General features: G+C 41.4%; 13 protein-coding genes. 7 read left to right on the plus strand and 6 right to left on the minus strand.

Translation table 11 applies throughout. From position 1 onward, the window contains the following. Nucleotides 1-102 precede the first annotated feature (102 nt). From ACYVIL_RS13280 to ACYVIL_RS13290, 3 genes are all read right to left on the minus strand, one after another. Complete coding sequence (locus tag ACYVIL_RS13280) at nt 103-375, minus strand: hypothetical protein (protein WP_460312752.1); 273 nt, start codon at nt 373-375, stop codon at nt 103-105. A gap of 887 nt (nt 376-1,262) precedes the next feature. After that, nucleotides 1,263-1,958 (minus strand): Crp/Fnr family transcriptional regulator, encoded by a 696-nt coding sequence (locus ACYVIL_RS13285; protein WP_303473088.1) that lies wholly within the window; start codon nt 1,956-1,958, stop codon nt 1,263-1,265. A gap of 173 nt (nt 1,959-2,131) precedes the next feature. Next, the gene (locus tag ACYVIL_RS13290) at nt 2,132-3,649 is read right to left on the minus strand and encodes an aldehyde dehydrogenase family protein (protein WP_460312753.1); all 1,518 of its coding nucleotides are present in this window, start codon (nt 3,647-3,649) and stop codon (nt 2,132-2,134) included. Between the two features lie 421 nt (nt 3,650-4,070). On the opposite strand from ACYVIL_RS13290, the gene ACYVIL_RS13295 reads away from it, so the two are divergent. Beyond that, on the plus strand, nt 4,071-4,574 hold the full coding sequence (locus ACYVIL_RS13295; RefSeq protein ID WP_460312754.1) for a VOC family protein: 504 nt from the start codon (nt 4,071-4,073) through the stop codon (nt 4,572-4,574). Further along, complete coding sequence (locus ACYVIL_RS13300; RefSeq protein WP_460312755.1) at nt 4,575-5,282, plus strand: hypothetical protein; 708 nt, start codon at nt 4,575-4,577, stop codon at nt 5,280-5,282. It abuts the gene before it with no gap. 50 nt (nt 5,283-5,332) lie between these two features. On the opposite strand, the gene ACYVIL_RS13305 is transcribed toward ACYVIL_RS13300, so the two are convergent. The 3 genes from ACYVIL_RS13305 to ACYVIL_RS13315 form a co-directional block, all read right to left on the minus strand. Then, nucleotides 5,333-6,982, minus strand: coding sequence for an alpha/beta hydrolase (locus ACYVIL_RS13305; protein WP_460312756.1), 1,650 nt, complete (start codon nt 6,980-6,982; stop codon nt 5,333-5,335). A gap of 28 nt (nt 6,983-7,010) precedes the next feature. Then, nucleotides 7,011-8,609 (minus strand): FAD-binding oxidoreductase, encoded by a 1,599-nt coding sequence (locus ACYVIL_RS13310; protein ID WP_460312757.1) that lies wholly within the window; start codon nt 8,607-8,609, stop codon nt 7,011-7,013. A gap of 342 nt (nt 8,610-8,951) precedes the next feature. Then, nucleotides 8,952-9,617 carry a hypothetical protein gene (locus ACYVIL_RS13315; protein WP_303473101.1) on the minus strand — a complete coding sequence of 222 codons (666 nt, stop codon included), beginning with the start codon at nt 9,615-9,617 and terminating at the stop codon, nt 8,952-8,954. A 318-nt stretch (nt 9,618-9,935) separates the two neighbouring features. Between ACYVIL_RS13315 and ACYVIL_RS13320 the strand changes: the two genes are divergently transcribed. The 5 genes from ACYVIL_RS13320 to ACYVIL_RS13340 all read left to right on the plus strand — a co-directional run bounded on the left by ACYVIL_RS13320 (nt 9,936) and on the right by ACYVIL_RS13340 (nt 17,335). Beyond that, complete coding sequence (locus tag ACYVIL_RS13320; protein WP_303473103.1) at nt 9,936-10,577, plus strand: glutathione S-transferase family protein; 642 nt, start codon at nt 9,936-9,938, stop codon at nt 10,575-10,577. A gap of 505 nt (nt 10,578-11,082) precedes the next feature. Then, entirely contained in the window at nt 11,083-12,204 is a 1,122-nt protein-coding gene (locus ACYVIL_RS13325; RefSeq protein WP_303473106.1) for an LLM class flavin-dependent oxidoreductase, read from the plus strand. Between the two features lie 94 nt (nt 12,205-12,298). Beyond that, the gene (locus ACYVIL_RS13330; protein WP_303473108.1) at nt 12,299-13,159 is read left to right on the plus strand and encodes an SDR family oxidoreductase; all 861 of its coding nucleotides are present in this window, start codon (nt 12,299-12,301) and stop codon (nt 13,157-13,159) included. A 286-nt stretch (nt 13,160-13,445) separates the two neighbouring features. Continuing rightward, entirely contained in the window at nt 13,446-15,812 is a 2,367-nt protein-coding gene (locus ACYVIL_RS13335; RefSeq protein WP_460312758.1) for a TonB-dependent receptor, read from the plus strand. A gap of 140 nt (nt 15,813-15,952) precedes the next feature. Next, the gene (locus ACYVIL_RS13340; protein ID WP_460312759.1) at nt 15,953-17,335 is read left to right on the plus strand and encodes an MFS transporter; all 1,383 of its coding nucleotides are present in this window, start codon (nt 15,953-15,955) and stop codon (nt 17,333-17,335) included. The last annotated feature ends 23 nt before the right edge of the window (nt 17,336-17,358 follow it).

Genomic DNA, 17,358 nt, shown 5'->3' on the forward strand with positions numbered 1-17,358 from the left:
AAGAAAACAGCAGGGATCGTTCCTGTAATCACAGAGACTAATTAAACTAAAACCGCTAAGGGTGGGTCAATTTTACTTTACCGAATTTAGCAGTTTAGTGGGTCAGTTTTGGAATACCGTTGACAAGTAACCAAATTTTTGCTTACCGAAATCAAGATCGCCTTGTAAACGAGCCATGGCATCACGGTTCCACTCTGGGTCATTGTAACGCAAGACTTCTGTCGCTTTGGATGCTGATGTACTACTTTCCGTTGCACAACCAGCTAATGCCAAAGTGCCTGACGCTGCGACTCCGCCACCGATTAATAATTTACTAGAATTAACCAGGAAGTTTCTGCGGTCAGAATTTTCAGTATCTTTATTTTGGGGATTCATTTTATTCTCTCTTTCTACTATTTTTACGTTGATACATGACCTATTCCGAGTTAATTCTATGCTATTGAGCTCATTCTTAATCGGAACAACGATATGCCTATTTCGGTAACAGTAGATTAGAAGGAGAAATATTCCAGTTCCTTAACAAATATCAAAAAGTGCATTGATTATTTATTAACTTCAATATTTACAATGAGTTAAGGGTGTAACTATCTGTAACAAGTTATTAATGAACAAGTTTTAAGCGGTTGAGTTGATGCAAATCCCCCAAAAAAACTGTCGTAAACTGAATTTGTTAATTGCAGTTAGGCTAGGCACTGAATATAAGATAAAAAACTAAGAAAAATAACCCGAAAAAGACGATTCCTTTCTTATATCCATTGTTTCGTGCTTTTATCCAAAAGTTTCTTTGGGCTTGTTGCTCAACATGGTTTAACAGATGATTACAATGAGGGCACCTATTTCCTAGATACATAATCAATTGGCAATTGGGGCATCTCGCAGAAGGCGAGAATTCAGCCATTCCCATTATCGTAGGTTTTTTAGGTTTCATGAACGTTAGGATGTATTAGGTTAATAAGCAATGTTGAGTTAGCGAACATCATAAATAGAGTAATCGCTGAATTCAATCTGTTATCTACCTGCAAAACCTACACAAAACAACTATGTGCCAGCATATTTAATCTGGCTGCCAATATCGCACCTGCATCACTGTGGTTGATTTGTTTAGGTGAAAATGTGTTCGAGTTGCGCAATGAATGATCTCTAATAATAGGGTAACTTCAGGATTCAATTGATTCGTTTTAGTATACAAATCAAAGGGTCTAAAAAAATATCGTCAACGATGGAAAGGAGGGCAATTTAGTTGAGTTTATAAGAAGGGGAAATTACGCTGTACTCGCTAAGTCTTCTATTGATTCAAGGTTGAGAATACTAATTGTATTATTTGACGTGATTGAAATCAGTCCATCCCGTTTAAGTTGGCTAAATGTACGACTCACCGTTTCTACTGTAAGTCCTAAATAATCGGCTATATCTGTACGTGTCATGGGCAAATCTATTTTATCAGGTTTGGCTCCAGGCAGACGATTAAGCAATTGAATTAACATAAAGCAAACACGCTCGTATGCTTTTAGTTGGCCCAAAAGGTAGACATGTTCGAAGGTGTGTGTCGTGACGTCAGAACGGATTTCTCTTAAATTCGCACCTAAGGTAGGGAGTTCTTCTGCGAGTGCTAACAGGTTTTGGCGTTTGAATTCATAAACAGTTAAATTGCTAAGACTCTTCACCCCATAACTATATTTCTCAGTGTTAGATAATCCAATCAAATCGCCAGGATAAACAAATGTAAATATTTGGCGACGTCCATTTTCGGATACCTTTTCCATAATGCCAACACCAGAGACAATATTATATAATCTGTCAGAAGGAGCATGCTGGGTAAAAAGATACTGTTGTTTGGTAAGCACTCTCAACCTTGCGCTTTTAGATAAACGATCCAACTCGCACTTGCTCATTTGCTTGAATAATAAACAGTCGTCTCCAAAACTAATACTCTTGTACGGACTACTTAATTGCACCATTGTTGAGTCTCTCTATTATTTGACAAGCAAATAAGCCACATCACCATGTAGAACTTATTTTTGACTATATCTAAACTCCTTTTTTCCTAAGATTCCTTGTTAAAAGTTGTAGCAATAAACCATTCAATCTTTGTGAAAATAGGTCAAACTTGTAAAGTTGATGCCTAGGTTAATTAATATTTACCCAGTTGGGCGGTAACTGCCTTAGTTTCTAAAAACGCATCTAGACCCTCTTGACCAAATTCACGTCCCCATCCTGATTGTCCATAACCACCTGAAGGAATATTTGTACCGACTGCGCCATGACAATTAATTGAAACATGACCTGCTCGTATGCGCGCAACTAGTGAATGGGCAGTAGATAGGTTTTGTGTCCAGACGCTACCTGATAAGCCGTAAATAGTGTCATTTGCCAATCGAGCAATCTCGTCTAAGTCCAGAGTGGAAAAACGTTGAACAGTCATGACCGGGCCGAATATTTCGTCTTGTACTATGCTCATATCGGGTCTGCAATCGATGAAAATTGTTGGTTCCACAAAGTGTCCATCGCCTTCGAGTCTTTTTCCTCCGGCAAGCAGCGTTGCCCCTTCATTTAAACCCGCTTCAATATATTTCATCACCTGATCACACTGCTTTTCAGAAATAAGTGGACCCAAGGTTGTCGCTGGATTGATACCGTGCCCTATTACCAATTGCTCCGTGAATAACTTAACTCGTTCGATTAATTCATCATGAACAGAGTCATGAATGAAGATACGAGTTCCGGCCTTGCGATTTTGACCTTGCAGGAAAAATGTCGCCATTGCTATGCCTTTAGTCGCCAGTTCGAGATCTGCATCAGGCATGATTACCACAGGGGATTTGCCTCCCAGTTCAAGGGACACTTTCTTCAGGTTGCTTGTAGCTGCATTGATCACTTCTCGACCGATTTTCGTGGAACCAGTAAAAGAAACCGTATCCACATCGGTATGATGGGAAATAGCTGCCCCCACTTCGCTGCCATAACCATTTACAATGTTTACTACACCTGCTGGGATCCCCGCCTCTAAACAAAGCTGACCAATTAATAATGCGGACAAAGGGGTTTCTTCTGATGGTTTCATTACCACGGTACAACCGGCAGCAAGTGCTGGAGCAAGTTTTAGTACGGCAGTAAACGCTGGTACATTCCAAGGTACAATTAATCCGGCAACACCTATTGGTTCTCGCAACGTATAGGTAAGGGCCTCTGCATGGTCGGTTATATGCCGCGGAGGAGGCGTCGTTGTACCTTCAATCCGTTGTGCGGCTGCGCCGTAATAGTCAAACATCTCTGCTATATTATGAATCGTTAGTCGCGCAATATTGGTTGGCATCCCATTGTCTAACACTTCAATTTCAGTCAACAAATCAGTGTTGGATTCAACCAATCTTGCTATTCGTGAAAGCAACTTAGCACGTTCAAAATTAGTTAATTTAGACCAAGGACCTTCAAGCGCGTTGCGTGCAGCAATCACCGCCTCGTCAATGTCCTTTTTGCCACCAATGGAAACTTGAGCGATAACTTTATTGGTGGCTGGATCTCTGGTTTCAATGGTTTTACCTTCAATACCATCAACCCATTTTCCATCAATTAATAATTTGTGAGGTTGTTCCAAAAATTGTTCTGTGGCAGCTAAAATATTAATATTTTTGATCGTACTTTTAATCATGTTTTGCATCGTTACCTACTCATCCGCTCAAATTAGTCTTGTTTGCTAGTTTCCATGTCGATGAGGTCAGGAAAGTCGCGTCCAATCACAAGGAGTTTGCCAGTCATTCAAAGTTGAATATGCTTTAAACACGGAGTGAAAGTTTCAACATAGGACTAATTTATAACGAACAATTTCTATTCACTATGATAAATGTCATGGGTAAGCTTATCATTTTTGATTTAAGGTACTCTGTTTTTTAATCATCGATTTTGTTCAATTGTGTATTTGTTAGAGAAATAATACTGGTCACTGGGAAAATTGGACGTGTGAGACAGATTTACCGGCAAGTAAATTGTATACAGGGATTGATTAATATCATGGAGACCTTTTGCACAATTGTCGTAGAGTGTGAGTATCCAGTTTTACGAGATATTCGTTTATGCCAAACCCCAATGTTTCTGCGTTAATACGTGCGAGCATCTTTGTTCGTGACTTGCAAATCGCGACTCAGTTCTACCGAGCTTTAGGCTTGTCTGAACGTTATTATCAAGGTGAACTTGACCATCCTTCCGCCAGTGCAGTATTGGGCTTCGAGCAGCATCATCCTTATCCAATCAATATTCTCAAAGTTGCAGGCCCGAATTTCGGCATGCTTGGTCTGTTCCAATTATCAAAGGAGCATCAGGCTGAACAGCTTCAAATCGCGACTGGGGCAGCACGCATTGGTGAGGTCGCATTGGTTTTTTACGTGTCTTCTTTGGATGATGTTTTACCAAAATTGAAGGCGCTAGGAGCGGCTTGGGTGCCCGAGCCTGAACTGCTTGAAATGGGACATATATCTCAGCGTGAAATATGCATTAGAGATGCCGATGGTACTTTACTTAATTTGGTTGAGCGAAGCCCTGAGTTTCAAAATTTGGATTCACCAGAGATAGATTTTTAAATGATGCAAACTGACCTCAAGCCCGCGTTACAAAAATATATAAGTGGACGTATAGCCTATTGGAGTGCTGATAAGGTTCTGTTAGGGCAAGAGCGTTTTAATCTTGTTCGTCATGCTCATGGTTATTCATTTCGCGCATTTTGCGAAATGGATGACCTAGCACTATTGCGAGATGTCACAATGTCTCTTAATCAATATTGGCTACCCATTGATGGGTTCTGTCGCCTAACTTCGGCAGGGAAGGTTGTTGCGGCTAACTGGTTCTCTTTCCATAAAGATAATGTGGTTGTTGAAAGTGAAATTGGTGGGTTAGGTCGAGTTTCGCAAAAATTTGATAATCAACCGGCCTACACCTATTTAGGCTTACATCCTTTACAAGGAGATGCTTTAGTCACGACACAGGTAGATACGTCTATGCCCGGCGAATATGTACCTGTTCAAGGCTTAACCAATTCTATATCTGAAAATGGTGATCAAGGATTAATTGCGACGCCAGTAACCATTGAAGTGGCTTATTTAGGCAATGAAGAACTCACTGTTACTGCTGGTACCTTTGATGCGCGAAAATACGCTTTGCGCTGGCAACCCGATTGGCCCCCCGCATACGTTTGGGTTAAAGAAGGTGATTATATTTTTCTAAAAATGAAGTGGCAGAAAATTGAAAATTGGTACGAACTCATCGAATTAGAAGAGCCTGAGGCTATCTAATTCGTGGTCTGTTCTTATGTATGGATTTACTCTGTGGGTAGTCTCTCCCGCTACTCAGCTTTTAACAGTTGTGGCCAACGATACATTTCATCTGCAAGTGGAATATAATCACAAAATAGTATTCGACAAGGAGCGGTGTTGGTAAAAGCAACCTGGGAATCTGGACAGTGAATATAATCTTCGGCATTGAATTGAGAAGCGAGTTTTAGACAAGTTTCTATACATTTGCGAGCTTTTAGTAAGCCTAATAATTCGACTTGTAAAGTATTCGCATCGGGTATTTGAGCATGCTGAATTTGACTGTCTTGAGTTCGTTTATACCAAGGATAATATAAGCGACGATCGCGCAAATAGTGCCACGCTCGGGTTAAATGAGATCCGGCTGAATCCACATTTAAATCAGGTATTTTGATAGCAATAGGTGAAGCTGAATCGACGCATTGTGGGTTACAAAAAGTGACTTTATCTATTAATTCTGGAAACTGCGTTTTAAGCGCTAACGCGCATGCACTGGCGTTAGCAATGGCAAGAACATCAATTTGCTCTATGTTCATTGTGGTGATCAGTTCAGCAAGCGCTACTGCCATATCAGCGGGGCTAGTGACGTCTGGCCAATCACTTTCACCATGCCCGGGTAAATCTGGCGCTATTACCTTTCTATGTTCGGCCATTGTCATTAATAAGTTATGCAAGGTTTCATTATTAAAACCAATTTCATGTAATACCAACAAGGGGGTGGGATTGGCATTTTGGGGGCTGCAATGGTTTAGCAGTATATGAAAAACTCCATTTGGGGTAGCTAGAAAGCGTTTACTGAGACCAATAGTTTTTAGTAGCGGTTGGCAGTTAAACGCTCCAGATGTTGGGAAATGTTGTTGTTGCGCATAATTTGCCATTGCCTCGGGAATATCATTGAAATCAGGGACAATTTGGGTGACAACACCATTTGGTAAAGGGGGATAATGTTCAACATAGCGAGATAAGGTATCTGCCTTAGCGGCTAATAATAAACTGGGAATCGATAGTCTCACTAAATCATCAACAATGGCATAATCTACAGCTGCCCTATAAGCCAACCGGTAATCGTTACCGGCTTCTAAATAATTCAGCAAGTTAGCGTCTATTTCTGTATCTGTAGCAGGCCAGTAGTTAATGTTCTTTGAGGCACGTACATACCAAGGAAAAAAGCTGTGTTGATCCCGTAGTCTTGACCATAAAGAGGTTAAATGTGTACCGTCCCATTTCGTGACATAAGGAGGGAAGTAGTGGTCGCACAAATCTTTACGTTCATCGGCGCTGTTTATAAGCACACCGTTTGCCACTAAGGCTGCGAGCTTTTGCGGATAGCGAGCGGCTAAACGCACGCCTATTATTGCACCTGTATGGCTGCCGTATAACACCGGCTTGTGCAAATTTAAGACCTCAAAAAAGTTCACCAAGGCATCAACAAAATTATCTATCGACGGCTGTTCACCTTTATAGCATAGTGGGTCCGACTGCCCGTATCCCGGTGTGTCTGGTGCAACTACGGTGAAGTTTGGAGCTAAATATTCGATAAGCGGAATTAACTCTTTGCTGTTATTCGGAGATTGATGGATTAATACAATTAGCGGTCCATTACCTGCATACCGATAGTGCACTTGTCGTTCCCCAATTAATGCATACTGGCGGGATATTTTGCAATTTGTATTAGTCATCATCTTTTACTCTTTAGAATATAAACACTGATTAAATACCTAAAGTACCAGGCGAAAGTTTATTCTTCGGATCTGTTACTTGTTTTATATTTTTTATCAGATTTAATGTTTGCGGAGAGACCCTTGATGCATAGGGATAAGCTTTGCCGAGCTGGAAGTTGGTGCCGTCGTGTTTAATATAAAGCGCGACAATGTCCTCTTTTAATTGCTGGATATACTCCCTTGCTTCTAGGTTAGCTGGATGCTTCGGTAAATTGGCTAGATAGTCTTGGGGTACAACCTTCCGATGATAAGCCGTGATTTCGTCTGGCCAATATAATGCTATTTCATATAAAAAACCTGAAGAGGCGACAGTGGCAAACATGCCGCCATGCCAAATACCTAAGCGTTGCATATCAGCTGAGCGTTGCCCATAGAATTGCTCAAGCTCTTGATGAAATTTAGCGACCTTCGAGTGGGGAATAATAGCGTGTAAAGGTACCCAACGTTCACCCGCTGGGCCTAACGTATTGAAAAAAGGTGCGAAGGGCATACCGCGTACTATGGCTGGAACTGTCGCGGGTATTTCAGAACCCAAATCAGAGGTCAGCTCTCGGATGCGGTGCAGTCGACTTTTTACTTCAGCATCATGGGTGCCTTCAACAATATAGTGAGTCATGTAAGGTGAGGAGCTAATCACTTTGCGAGCTGAAAATGCAGATTTAATTAGTTGCTTAATGCCGGCTAAGTAGGATGGAGAGCTCGTCAGAATGGATAAGGCTATTTTCATGGTTTGCCCCGCACTATCCTGACGCGCAATTTGCCCTTGAGACAATGCGCCATCTAAAGCAAAGTGGGTATCTTCTAATCGTTCTAAGCTAATTCGGCGCATGGATTCATGCATGCTATTAAAATCTGGAAAAGCAAAGGAAATAACGCGGTGGGCAGGACGACACTTAATCAGCGGGAGTGTAATGCGAGCTTTTATTCCCAGCGCGCCACAATCTCCGGTAAAAAGCCCAGTTAAATCAGGGCCAAAATGACGCATAAAGGGACTTGCACCTGTACTTGCTGAGCCAGTCTGTAATAAGGAGCCATCTCCTAAAACAATGTCCACGGACTGTACAGATTGCGCTGAAATTCCATATAAGCCAGAGCCATGGCTGATGGTGTTTTGTGATACAGAGCCTCCGACAGTCGCTTTCATTCCCGAAAATGGCCCCCAAAACGGGGTTCTGAGATTACGTTTTCCCAGTTCTTCTTTTAATGCAGCCCAAGTGACGCCGGCTTCTACCGTGACAAAGCCATCCATCTCGTTGATTTCTACAATCTTGTTCAACAAGCTTAGATCTATGATTACGACACCCTTTATTGGCGGCAAGTAACCGTCAGTATAGGATGCTCCCCCGCCTCTAATGGTTACACGAATGCCTTGCTCATGGGTAAAGGCGACCAATTGTTGTAATTGTTCAACTGTAGAAGGGCGAACTACTGCATCAGGAACTTCAAGCTGACGATAAACATCGGTGTAAAAAGCGGCGCTTGCAGTACCCGTTAAACACTGAGCGGCTCCAACAATTTCACAAAGTTTATTTTTGATTGTTGGTGCAAGGGAGTCTTGCTGATCTTTTGTCTGAAGTATATTTGTCATGCTTTAACCTATTACCTGTAAGAGTAGGACCTGTTGTGGAATCTTAGCCAAGGTGTTAGTTATCAGTTCAATTCTTAACAGTACGTAAATATTCTGGATTCGAAATTGACGGTATAGCCAGAGTACCCTCCATGTTAAATTCCGTCTTTGATAATTGTCATGCTGACAAAATAGAATCTAGCTCCCCGTAATTTGCGCTTTTCAACCCAACACTCGCAACCCAAGTTTAGCGAGTCAAAATAGTGTTTTAGAAAAGAAGAGGTGAGTCGGGAGAAGTATCCGACTTTTTCGCTGGGTAAATTTAGCTTAGGATGTGAAGTGAAATAGTAGGTATATGCTGTATTAAAGCAGCGGTTTTGCTATGCCTATTGCTGCTGCACCAATCAAACCGGCCCAAATGGTATATACCCATGGTTTAGCCTTGTTCATGGCTTTTAGCATCGCTTTGTTGTCGTAGGCCGTATGTATATCCTGAATAAGGTTAGAATACGCTGGGCCGAAGTCTTTTAATGCGAGCCGAATCATAAGCCCACAAAATACCAGCAAATAAAATATGCAAAGTTTAGCCGCTATCCAAGTATTACCCATTAAGTTGCCATTAATTAGGGCATAAGAGACAGATATTAAACCGATGACTATCAAGGCGCAGCGAAACATAAAATCAAATTTTACTAGTTGATTAATATAAGAAGCATGATGTTTGTAATGTTGCAATAAGACTAAGGCAAGCCAAAAAGGTCCGAGTAACACAATGGCTGCCAGTTGCCACACTGGATGTTCGACATTAAAAAATGTCGTTAACAAGCCACCTGTAGTTAACATTAAGGTCATGCATAGTTTAGGCACTAAATCACATGCAACCATTATTTTACCTGCGACTATTCTCGCTTCGCGGCTGGCTTTTTCATCCACCACTATATTACTGGAATAAAACACGCCAATGTCACCGCCTAGCCAATAACAAAACAGCAAAATATGTATCAGTAAAAGCAGTTCATGTGCGGTCATGGTGAAATTTCCATTATCAATATTATTGTTGAAATTCTGATGCTCAAAGCTGTTTTGTCACCCTAAGGGATATGTGTGGGAAGATATAATAAACAAATTGCCACTAGCTCTAAAAGAGATGTTAGCATAATATTATATCATTGTGATGTAAAGTTCAGCTGTTTAGGAACTGACGTGTTTATGTATTCTGACATCAAGCTTGTTAGATGAGCCGATGTTGAAACAACGGAAGTTGATAAAGACTTATGTATTACTTCGCAAATAACTAATTGAGCGAAAATGTTTTAATCCTCTCACCATCTAGGAAGCTAACAACATATGAAATTATATAGCCTACCTCACTCACCTTATTCTGCTAGAGTGCGAATGCAAATTTATAGCAAACAACTTAATATCGACATATTGCCGCCAGAAATTCCGTTAAAAACAACTGAGTTTAAAGACGCTTATCCTATGGGGAAGGTGCCTATACTTGAGATTTCTGAAACTGAATTAATCCCTGAGGCAACGGCTATCGCTGAGTATTTAGAGGACGAGTTTCCTGAAAATCCATGCCGTCCCAAGTCTTCTTCAAAACTAGCCATGACGAGAGCAACGGTTAGTTTTGCAAATTCTCACTTTGGACCATCTTTATTTCCGCTATTTAAAAACATGGCGGAGAAAGATGCTCACCCCGACAAAAGTACCTTTACACAGCCTCTTTGTACTGAGCTGGAAAAGCTAGATCGTTGGATGGCCATCCATACGTCGGATGCATATGATATTGGTGATTTTGCGTTAGCCACTAACCTTTGGTATGCCACCACGCTAGCTCCTGCCTATGATCAACCAGATATATTAATGCAATATCCCAGAGTGAAAGCTTGGTGGGAAGCAATTAAAAAACAACCTCATGTAGAAAAAGTATTGGATGAAATGGCTGCTGGTTTCGCTGCTTTCGTGAAAAAAAATAAGCAGTAGCCATTTAGGTTGATGCTTTCAGTTAATATCAATTAACTGTCAGCATCTTATTCATTTCATACTTTACCCTGGTCAGATCAAAACAGCCTATTATTTACTCCCTTTCAACCTGATTCTGAGTTGATGCTTCAAATACACCCTTGGCAACTTGCCTTCTCTTTGCTAATTCCCAATCTTTTTTTCAGCCCTCAACTAATTTTAAAAAAAGCAATTTAATTTGTATTTATATTATGTCTATATAACATTTATTTTGCGAAAACAGGCTGAAAATCGACACAGTTGAACACTGGATAAACACCCCTCAAAACGCTAATTTTAATTGTTTTAAATTTTTAACCTTTTGAAAATACTAGATATTATTGAATTACTCAGTTTTAAAAGCTAAGAAAATTGCGTATTTAGCTATACAGAATGTGTATAGCGTATGCGTAAATTCATTTAGGAAAACTATCTTATAAGGCCTAGTATCAAATCAACGAAAAGATACTAATTCACAGGAATTACCATGAATTTTGGAACTTCAGATGACCTAGAAATTATCGGTCTTGTTAATCATCATCCTGGTGGGGTTGGTGATCCGCCTTCTCAGTTAGATTTCGATGCAGAACATATACGCAAGTCTGCAACATCACAAGAAAGTGCAGGATATGACAGAGTGCTCATTGCCAATGCCGCGGTTATGCCAGAGAGTTTTTCAATTGGTGCATATCTATCCGCTGTGACCTCCTCACTTGGCTTTCTACTTGCCCACCGACCCGGTGTTATTCCCCCTACCGCTGCGGCACGCAACCTAGCGACCTTAGATAGGTTAAGTGGTGGCAGAGCAGCCGTCCACATTATCGCAGGAGCAGATGATAGGGAAGTACAAGCAGACGGACTATTCAATACTAAAGAAGAGCGTTACCACATCGCAGCAGAGTACGTAGAAGTTATGCGCAAAATGTGGTCTTCACCAGAACCTTTCGATTTTGATGGCGAATTTTATAAATTCCGTGGTGCTTACGCCATGGTTAAACCTGCTAGTGGAGCGGTTCCTGTTTATTGGGCCGGTACATCTGATTTGGCCATCGATCTATGTGGCAAAGTGGCAGATGTTTACGCCCTAGGAGGCGATACGTTCGAACGTGCAGGAATGTTAGCAAACAAAGCCTATGCAGCCGCAGAAAAGTATGGGCGTGAAATAAAAGTACTGATGACGATGGTAATTATCGTTGGAGATACCGAAGAAGATGCTTGGGCTAAAGCGCAGATGTTGTATGAAAAAGTCGAACTTCAAGTGGCTAATGGTAACGGCGCTATATTGGCCAAGCATGAAAAAATTGGTGATAAGCCAGCGGCAGGTGCTTTTCGGCGAATGATGGACCAATCCAAAGAAGGCGATAGATTAGACCGCTGTTTATGGACAGGCCTGAATAAAGCTTACCAAGGTCGCGGTAATAACAGTGTGTTGGTTGGCAGCGCAGAACAAATTGCGGATAGCCTTATGGAATACAGACGCTTAGGTGTCACTCGATTTTTACTTCGTGCACCGGATCAGGATACAGATGCGGCAAAAATTGGAAGTACTTTAGTACCCGAGTTACGTGAAAAAATTGCTCAAGCAATGGCACAGAATAAAAGCGCATAGCTGCAATTATTGTGAGCACTTTTAGTTAATAATTCTAATCGTCGCTTAATCAAACTTGAGCGACTGAATTAATTGTAAATATATGGATTCAAATATGATTTTGGTAATCGGCGCCACTGGCAAAACAGGTAGTAATGTTGTTAAAAACTTACTCGACAAAAACTGTTCAGTTCGGGCACTTGTTCGCAGTGAAGAAAAAGCAAGGGCACTCAGGGATGCGGGCGTAGATGTGATTATTGGCGATGTTTCTAGTAAAGACCTTGTCCATAAAGCTATGGACAAGGTGACAAAAGTCTTCTTATTACTGCCAAATGGTCAAGATCAATTAACCTTGGAAAAGAATGTTATTGATGCCGCGGTAGAGGCTAAAGTTTCGCTATTTGTTAAGCAATCTTCTTTAGAATCTGTGGAAGGTACCACTAAACCCATACCAAAAATGCATCTTGCCTCGGAAGCCTATCTAAAGTCCTGCGGTTTAAATTGGGTAATGATACGCCCCACTTTTTTTGCGCAAATGTTACTTACCTGTGCGCCGGCAATTCGAGCTCGTGATGCGCTTACATTTCCAATGGGGCTGGGTAAAGTTGCTGCCACTGATGCCCGAGATGTCGCTGAAGTAGTTGCCAAAGTACTCACTGAAGATGGTCACGAAAACAAAAGCTATGATTTGACTGGGCCAGAACTACTCTCGTTTGAAGAAATTGCGCATATCTTTACTGAAGTGCTTGGACGCAAAATTAGTTACGTTGATCAGCCATTGGCAGATTATCGAGGGATTCTAGAAAAATTCATTCCAGATGCATGGCGAGTGTCTGCGGTATGTGAAGAGTTAAAAGGTTTGGCGGATGGTAGTACCCAGCACACGACTCAAGTAATACAAATCTTGCTCGGTCGTGAGCCGCGTTCTGTTAGGCAATTTTTAACCGAATATGCCAAGGCATTTAGTCCAGATTAGCCTTAAACCAAATGGATAGTTTCAATTGTTTTATTGTTGTGCAAAACAAATTGAAAAATGAATGAGAGCATGTAGCAACAACATTAGTTGTTTCTCGTTCGCAAGTTTCTTGCCTTGTCTGTACCGATAAATATTACGTAATAGGGTAACTTCGACTTGTAAGCTTTATTGTTATTTCATTATAAAGTTATGTATATATGTATATATGTATTGGCAAGGTTTGAGCGTTTTTTCAGAGATTGGAAAATAATCATTAATTAAAAACAATAAAGATGGCGGAAAACTGATGAAAAAAACTAAAACCTTTAAACGAACGCTACTTGCTCAAGCGATGTTGACTCTCGCAAGTGTTGGAGTTTTGACAACAACTGCTGCAGCTCAGGATGTTGATAATACAACAGATGCTGATGTTGAACGAGTCGTAGTAACAGCAAAAAATCGAGTCGAGCCGCTGCAAGAAGTTCCCCTTGCGATTAACGTATTATCGTCTGATGATTTGAAAAATGGTCAAGTTAACGGTTTACGTGACTTGCAAGATGCCGTACCTAATCTTTACTTATCAGCGTCAAACCGTAATGATCCTACTGCCGTTGGTATGCGAGGACTTACACCTAATACCTCTGATGAGCGTTATCAAGGTGTGTCTTTTTTCCTTGATGGTGTTCCTCTTAGTGGACAGTTAGCTTCTTTGGGCTTAAACGGCATAGAACGCGTAGAGGTTATCAAGGGCCCGCAAGCTGCGAGTTTTGGTCGTGCAACATACAGTGGTGCCGTTAACTTTATAACACAAGAGTTAGGTAGTGACGTTGTTACTGGAAGCTTTCGCGCTAAACTTGGCCAAGTGACTGGCGGTCCAGATACCAGCTATTTACTTGAAGGTTCTGTGGAAATGCCATTGATTGAGGATAAACTTTGGTTAAATGTAGCTGGCAGTGTATTCCAAAATGGTGGAGTGGCAGAAGCGACTGACGATGGTACCTCTATCGGTCAAGAACGTTCACAAATTGCCTCATTAGATTTGTTATATAAGCCATCAGACACCCTTTCTATTAAGTTAAAGGGTATGTTTTCACATGATAAAGATCATAGTTCACTTGCTGTTATTCAGCATCCTAGAGAGTGGGTTGAAGCTGGTGCAGATTTGGTTACCTTGCCTCGAGCTTCAGGATCATTTTACCCCTCAGTATTACCCGATCCTGATGTAGACCTAATTGCTAACTTAGGCGCTGATAGTTTTCTTCGTGACCGCTACTTTGCATCTTTGATTGTCAATAAAGAAATTGGTGATTATGAGTTAACCTATAGTGCTGGGTATTACTACAGTGAAGATGACAGAGAGTTTTCTTTTTCTGCTCGTGCTTATTTGCCTGGTCAAGATCCAGTATTTGGTGATTTAGTGGGTACTGATGAAATTGACCTTGGATTTTTTGCTGGATTTACAATTCCTGCTAGTGAAATCTTTGAGAACTACAGCCAACAATTAGTGTTATTGTCGCCTGGCGATTCAGATTTCAGATGGCGTGCTGGGCTTTATTACTTTTATGAATTTGATGAAACTCAATTCACCTCTTTCGCTAGCGACGCAAATCCAGATGGTACGGCTCGTAAAGAAAAACTAGAAAACTATGCCGTTTTTGGTGGCTTCGATTATGATTTGACCGAACAGCTAACGTTAAGTGTTGAAGGTCGAATTGCAGACGAAAGAGTGACTTACATGGCATGCCCAAATTGTACTTCGCCAATTGATACCGCTGGTAGTAATTCTTCTACCGATTTCTCTCCTCGTGTAACCCTTAGTTATAAACTCTCTGAAGATAATATGCTCTACGGTTTGTATTCTTCTGGTGTGAAAAGTGCTCGTCAGAGTCTTGTTCAGGTTAATGGCGAACCTCTAATTGTGGTGGCTGATCCAGAAGAGTTAGATAACTTTGAGCTTGGTTCTAAAAATGAGTTCAACGACGGTCTTATTACCCTAAACATGGCGGCTTTTTATCAACACGTTGAAAATCAACAGTTGGTAAGTTCAATTAATCTACCTATAGGCGACCAACTGATTCCAGTGACTTACGTTAATAACGTTGGTGAGTCAGAAGTGTACGGGTTTGAGTTAGAATCTAGAGTCGCAGTTACGGAAGCCTTTACATTAACAGGCTCGCTTGGTTATGCAGATCATGAATTTGTGAATGATGAACCCTTTGTTATGTCGGCAACCTCGGCTTGGGGATTTGAAGGAGAAGTGGGTGACCCAGTTTCTCTTGATGGTAAAACCCAGACTAACATACCTAAATGGAACGGTACTATTGGCAGTGAATATTATGTTGATGATTTTTATAAAAACATGAGCCTGTCTGTTCGTTTAGATGCCAAATATCGTGGTGAATTCTACGCTGACTTGTCCAATTTGGTTACGGTTAAAAGTGCGTGGACCTTTAATGGTCGCATCAGCTTAACAGGCGATGACTTAGAAGTTGCTCTTTATGGTAAAAACATCTTCAATCAAGACCGAGCCATTGGTGCTGGTTTAGCGGGTGCTTCTTCTGGTTGCGCTTTTGTTGAAACAGATACAGCAACTTATGGTAGTAATCAGCAGTGCTTGCAAGCAACAGCACAAAGACCGGCTGAATTTGGTGTTGAAATAGGTTACAAGTTCTAGTTTTTGACTCCCGCTGCTCTGCCAACAGTTCCCAGTTGGTAGGGCTTTTTTGAGTTAAAAATGAATTTTGCACTTCAGGCGGCTGCCAGACAAATAGTAGCGTCTAACAAATAATAACTATAAAACATTGGAGGCTTTACGTGCCTAGTGAAAGTACAATTGACACTCTGCCCGATCCATCGCTAGTGGATAGCGTTCCTGATAAGATAAAGTTTGCTACCTTCTACTCTCTAGGTGGCCGCGTTACTATCATGGCGTTAATTCTAACCGCTGCCCTGTGCACTATGGATCGCATGGTACTTTCAATGGTGGTCGAGCCGTTGCGAGCAGATTTATCCCTTACAGAGACCCAAATTGGCGTGCTGCAAGGTTTTTCCTTTTCGTTACTCTACGCATTTGCCGGTATTCCATTAGGCTTAATGGCAGATAGATTAAATCGCAACAAACTACTCGCTATGGCAGTTCTTACCTGGAGTGGCGGCACTATTGCTTGCGGTATGGCCAATAGTTTTGAAACCTTGTTTATTTTTCGAATGTTAGTCGGTGCTGGTGAAGCGGCACTGTGGCCCGTAGCCATTTCATTAATTGGCGATATTGCCCCTCAGCGCAATCGTGGATTTTTAATCGGTGGCATTATTCTTGGTCAATTGTTTGGTGCTAGCCTGTCACTTATTATCGGCGGGCAATTATTACAAGCGGCAATGGGGGGAGGCTTAGCTCATTTACCGGTGATTGGTGATATGGAAGCTTGGCGCATGTTATTTATAGTTTATGGCATCGCGGGTTCGTTAGCCATTGTAATGTTATTAATGGGAAAAGAGCCGCCAAGAGAGCGCACCGGTGGAAGTCAATCATCCCACCCTTTAGCGGGATTGGGGGAGTTTTATGAGTTCTTCAAAGTCAATTGGAAGTCTGTCGGTTCACTATATTTGCTGACTATGGTGGTCGCCATTGTTCAATATTCCGGTTTAGCTTGGAATGTGCCTTTATTTCTACGTCGATTCGAATTAGGGCCTCAACAAGTAGGCTTGATTATGGGCGTAGTGATGTTTGCAGCTGGTGGTATTGGTTCATTAGCTGGTGGTTTCGCCTCTAAACTCACAGGTAAGAGTCCTGTAAAACGCCTCAATGTAATGATTTGCGCATACTGTTTGTGTGTGGGGTACGGGCTTATTGCCTTCAATCCTAGTCTTAACGTCAGTATCTTTTTAGTTTCATTCCCAGGTGTACTGTTAGCCATGGCTGGCGTGATGTCGTTAGTGATTATGCAGGACATTGTGCCTTCCCATATGCGCGGTGTAGCCACTTCCGTTAATACTCTTTTGGCTAGTTTGATTGGCGCATCAATGGGACCAATGCTAGTTGCCATGTTAACTCAATATGTATTTGAACAAGACAATATGGTGGGTGTGTCACTTGGTTTAGTTGTTGGGCCGGCTATGGTAATTGCGGTTATTTTAGCTTTCGTACTTAAACGACAAGTCGTCAAAAAATATGCTGGGATGGAAGCAGAAAAAGCATAACTTGCCAGGTTGATAGCTGTAAA

This window comes from Aliiglaciecola aliphaticivorans, assembly GCF_054782055.1.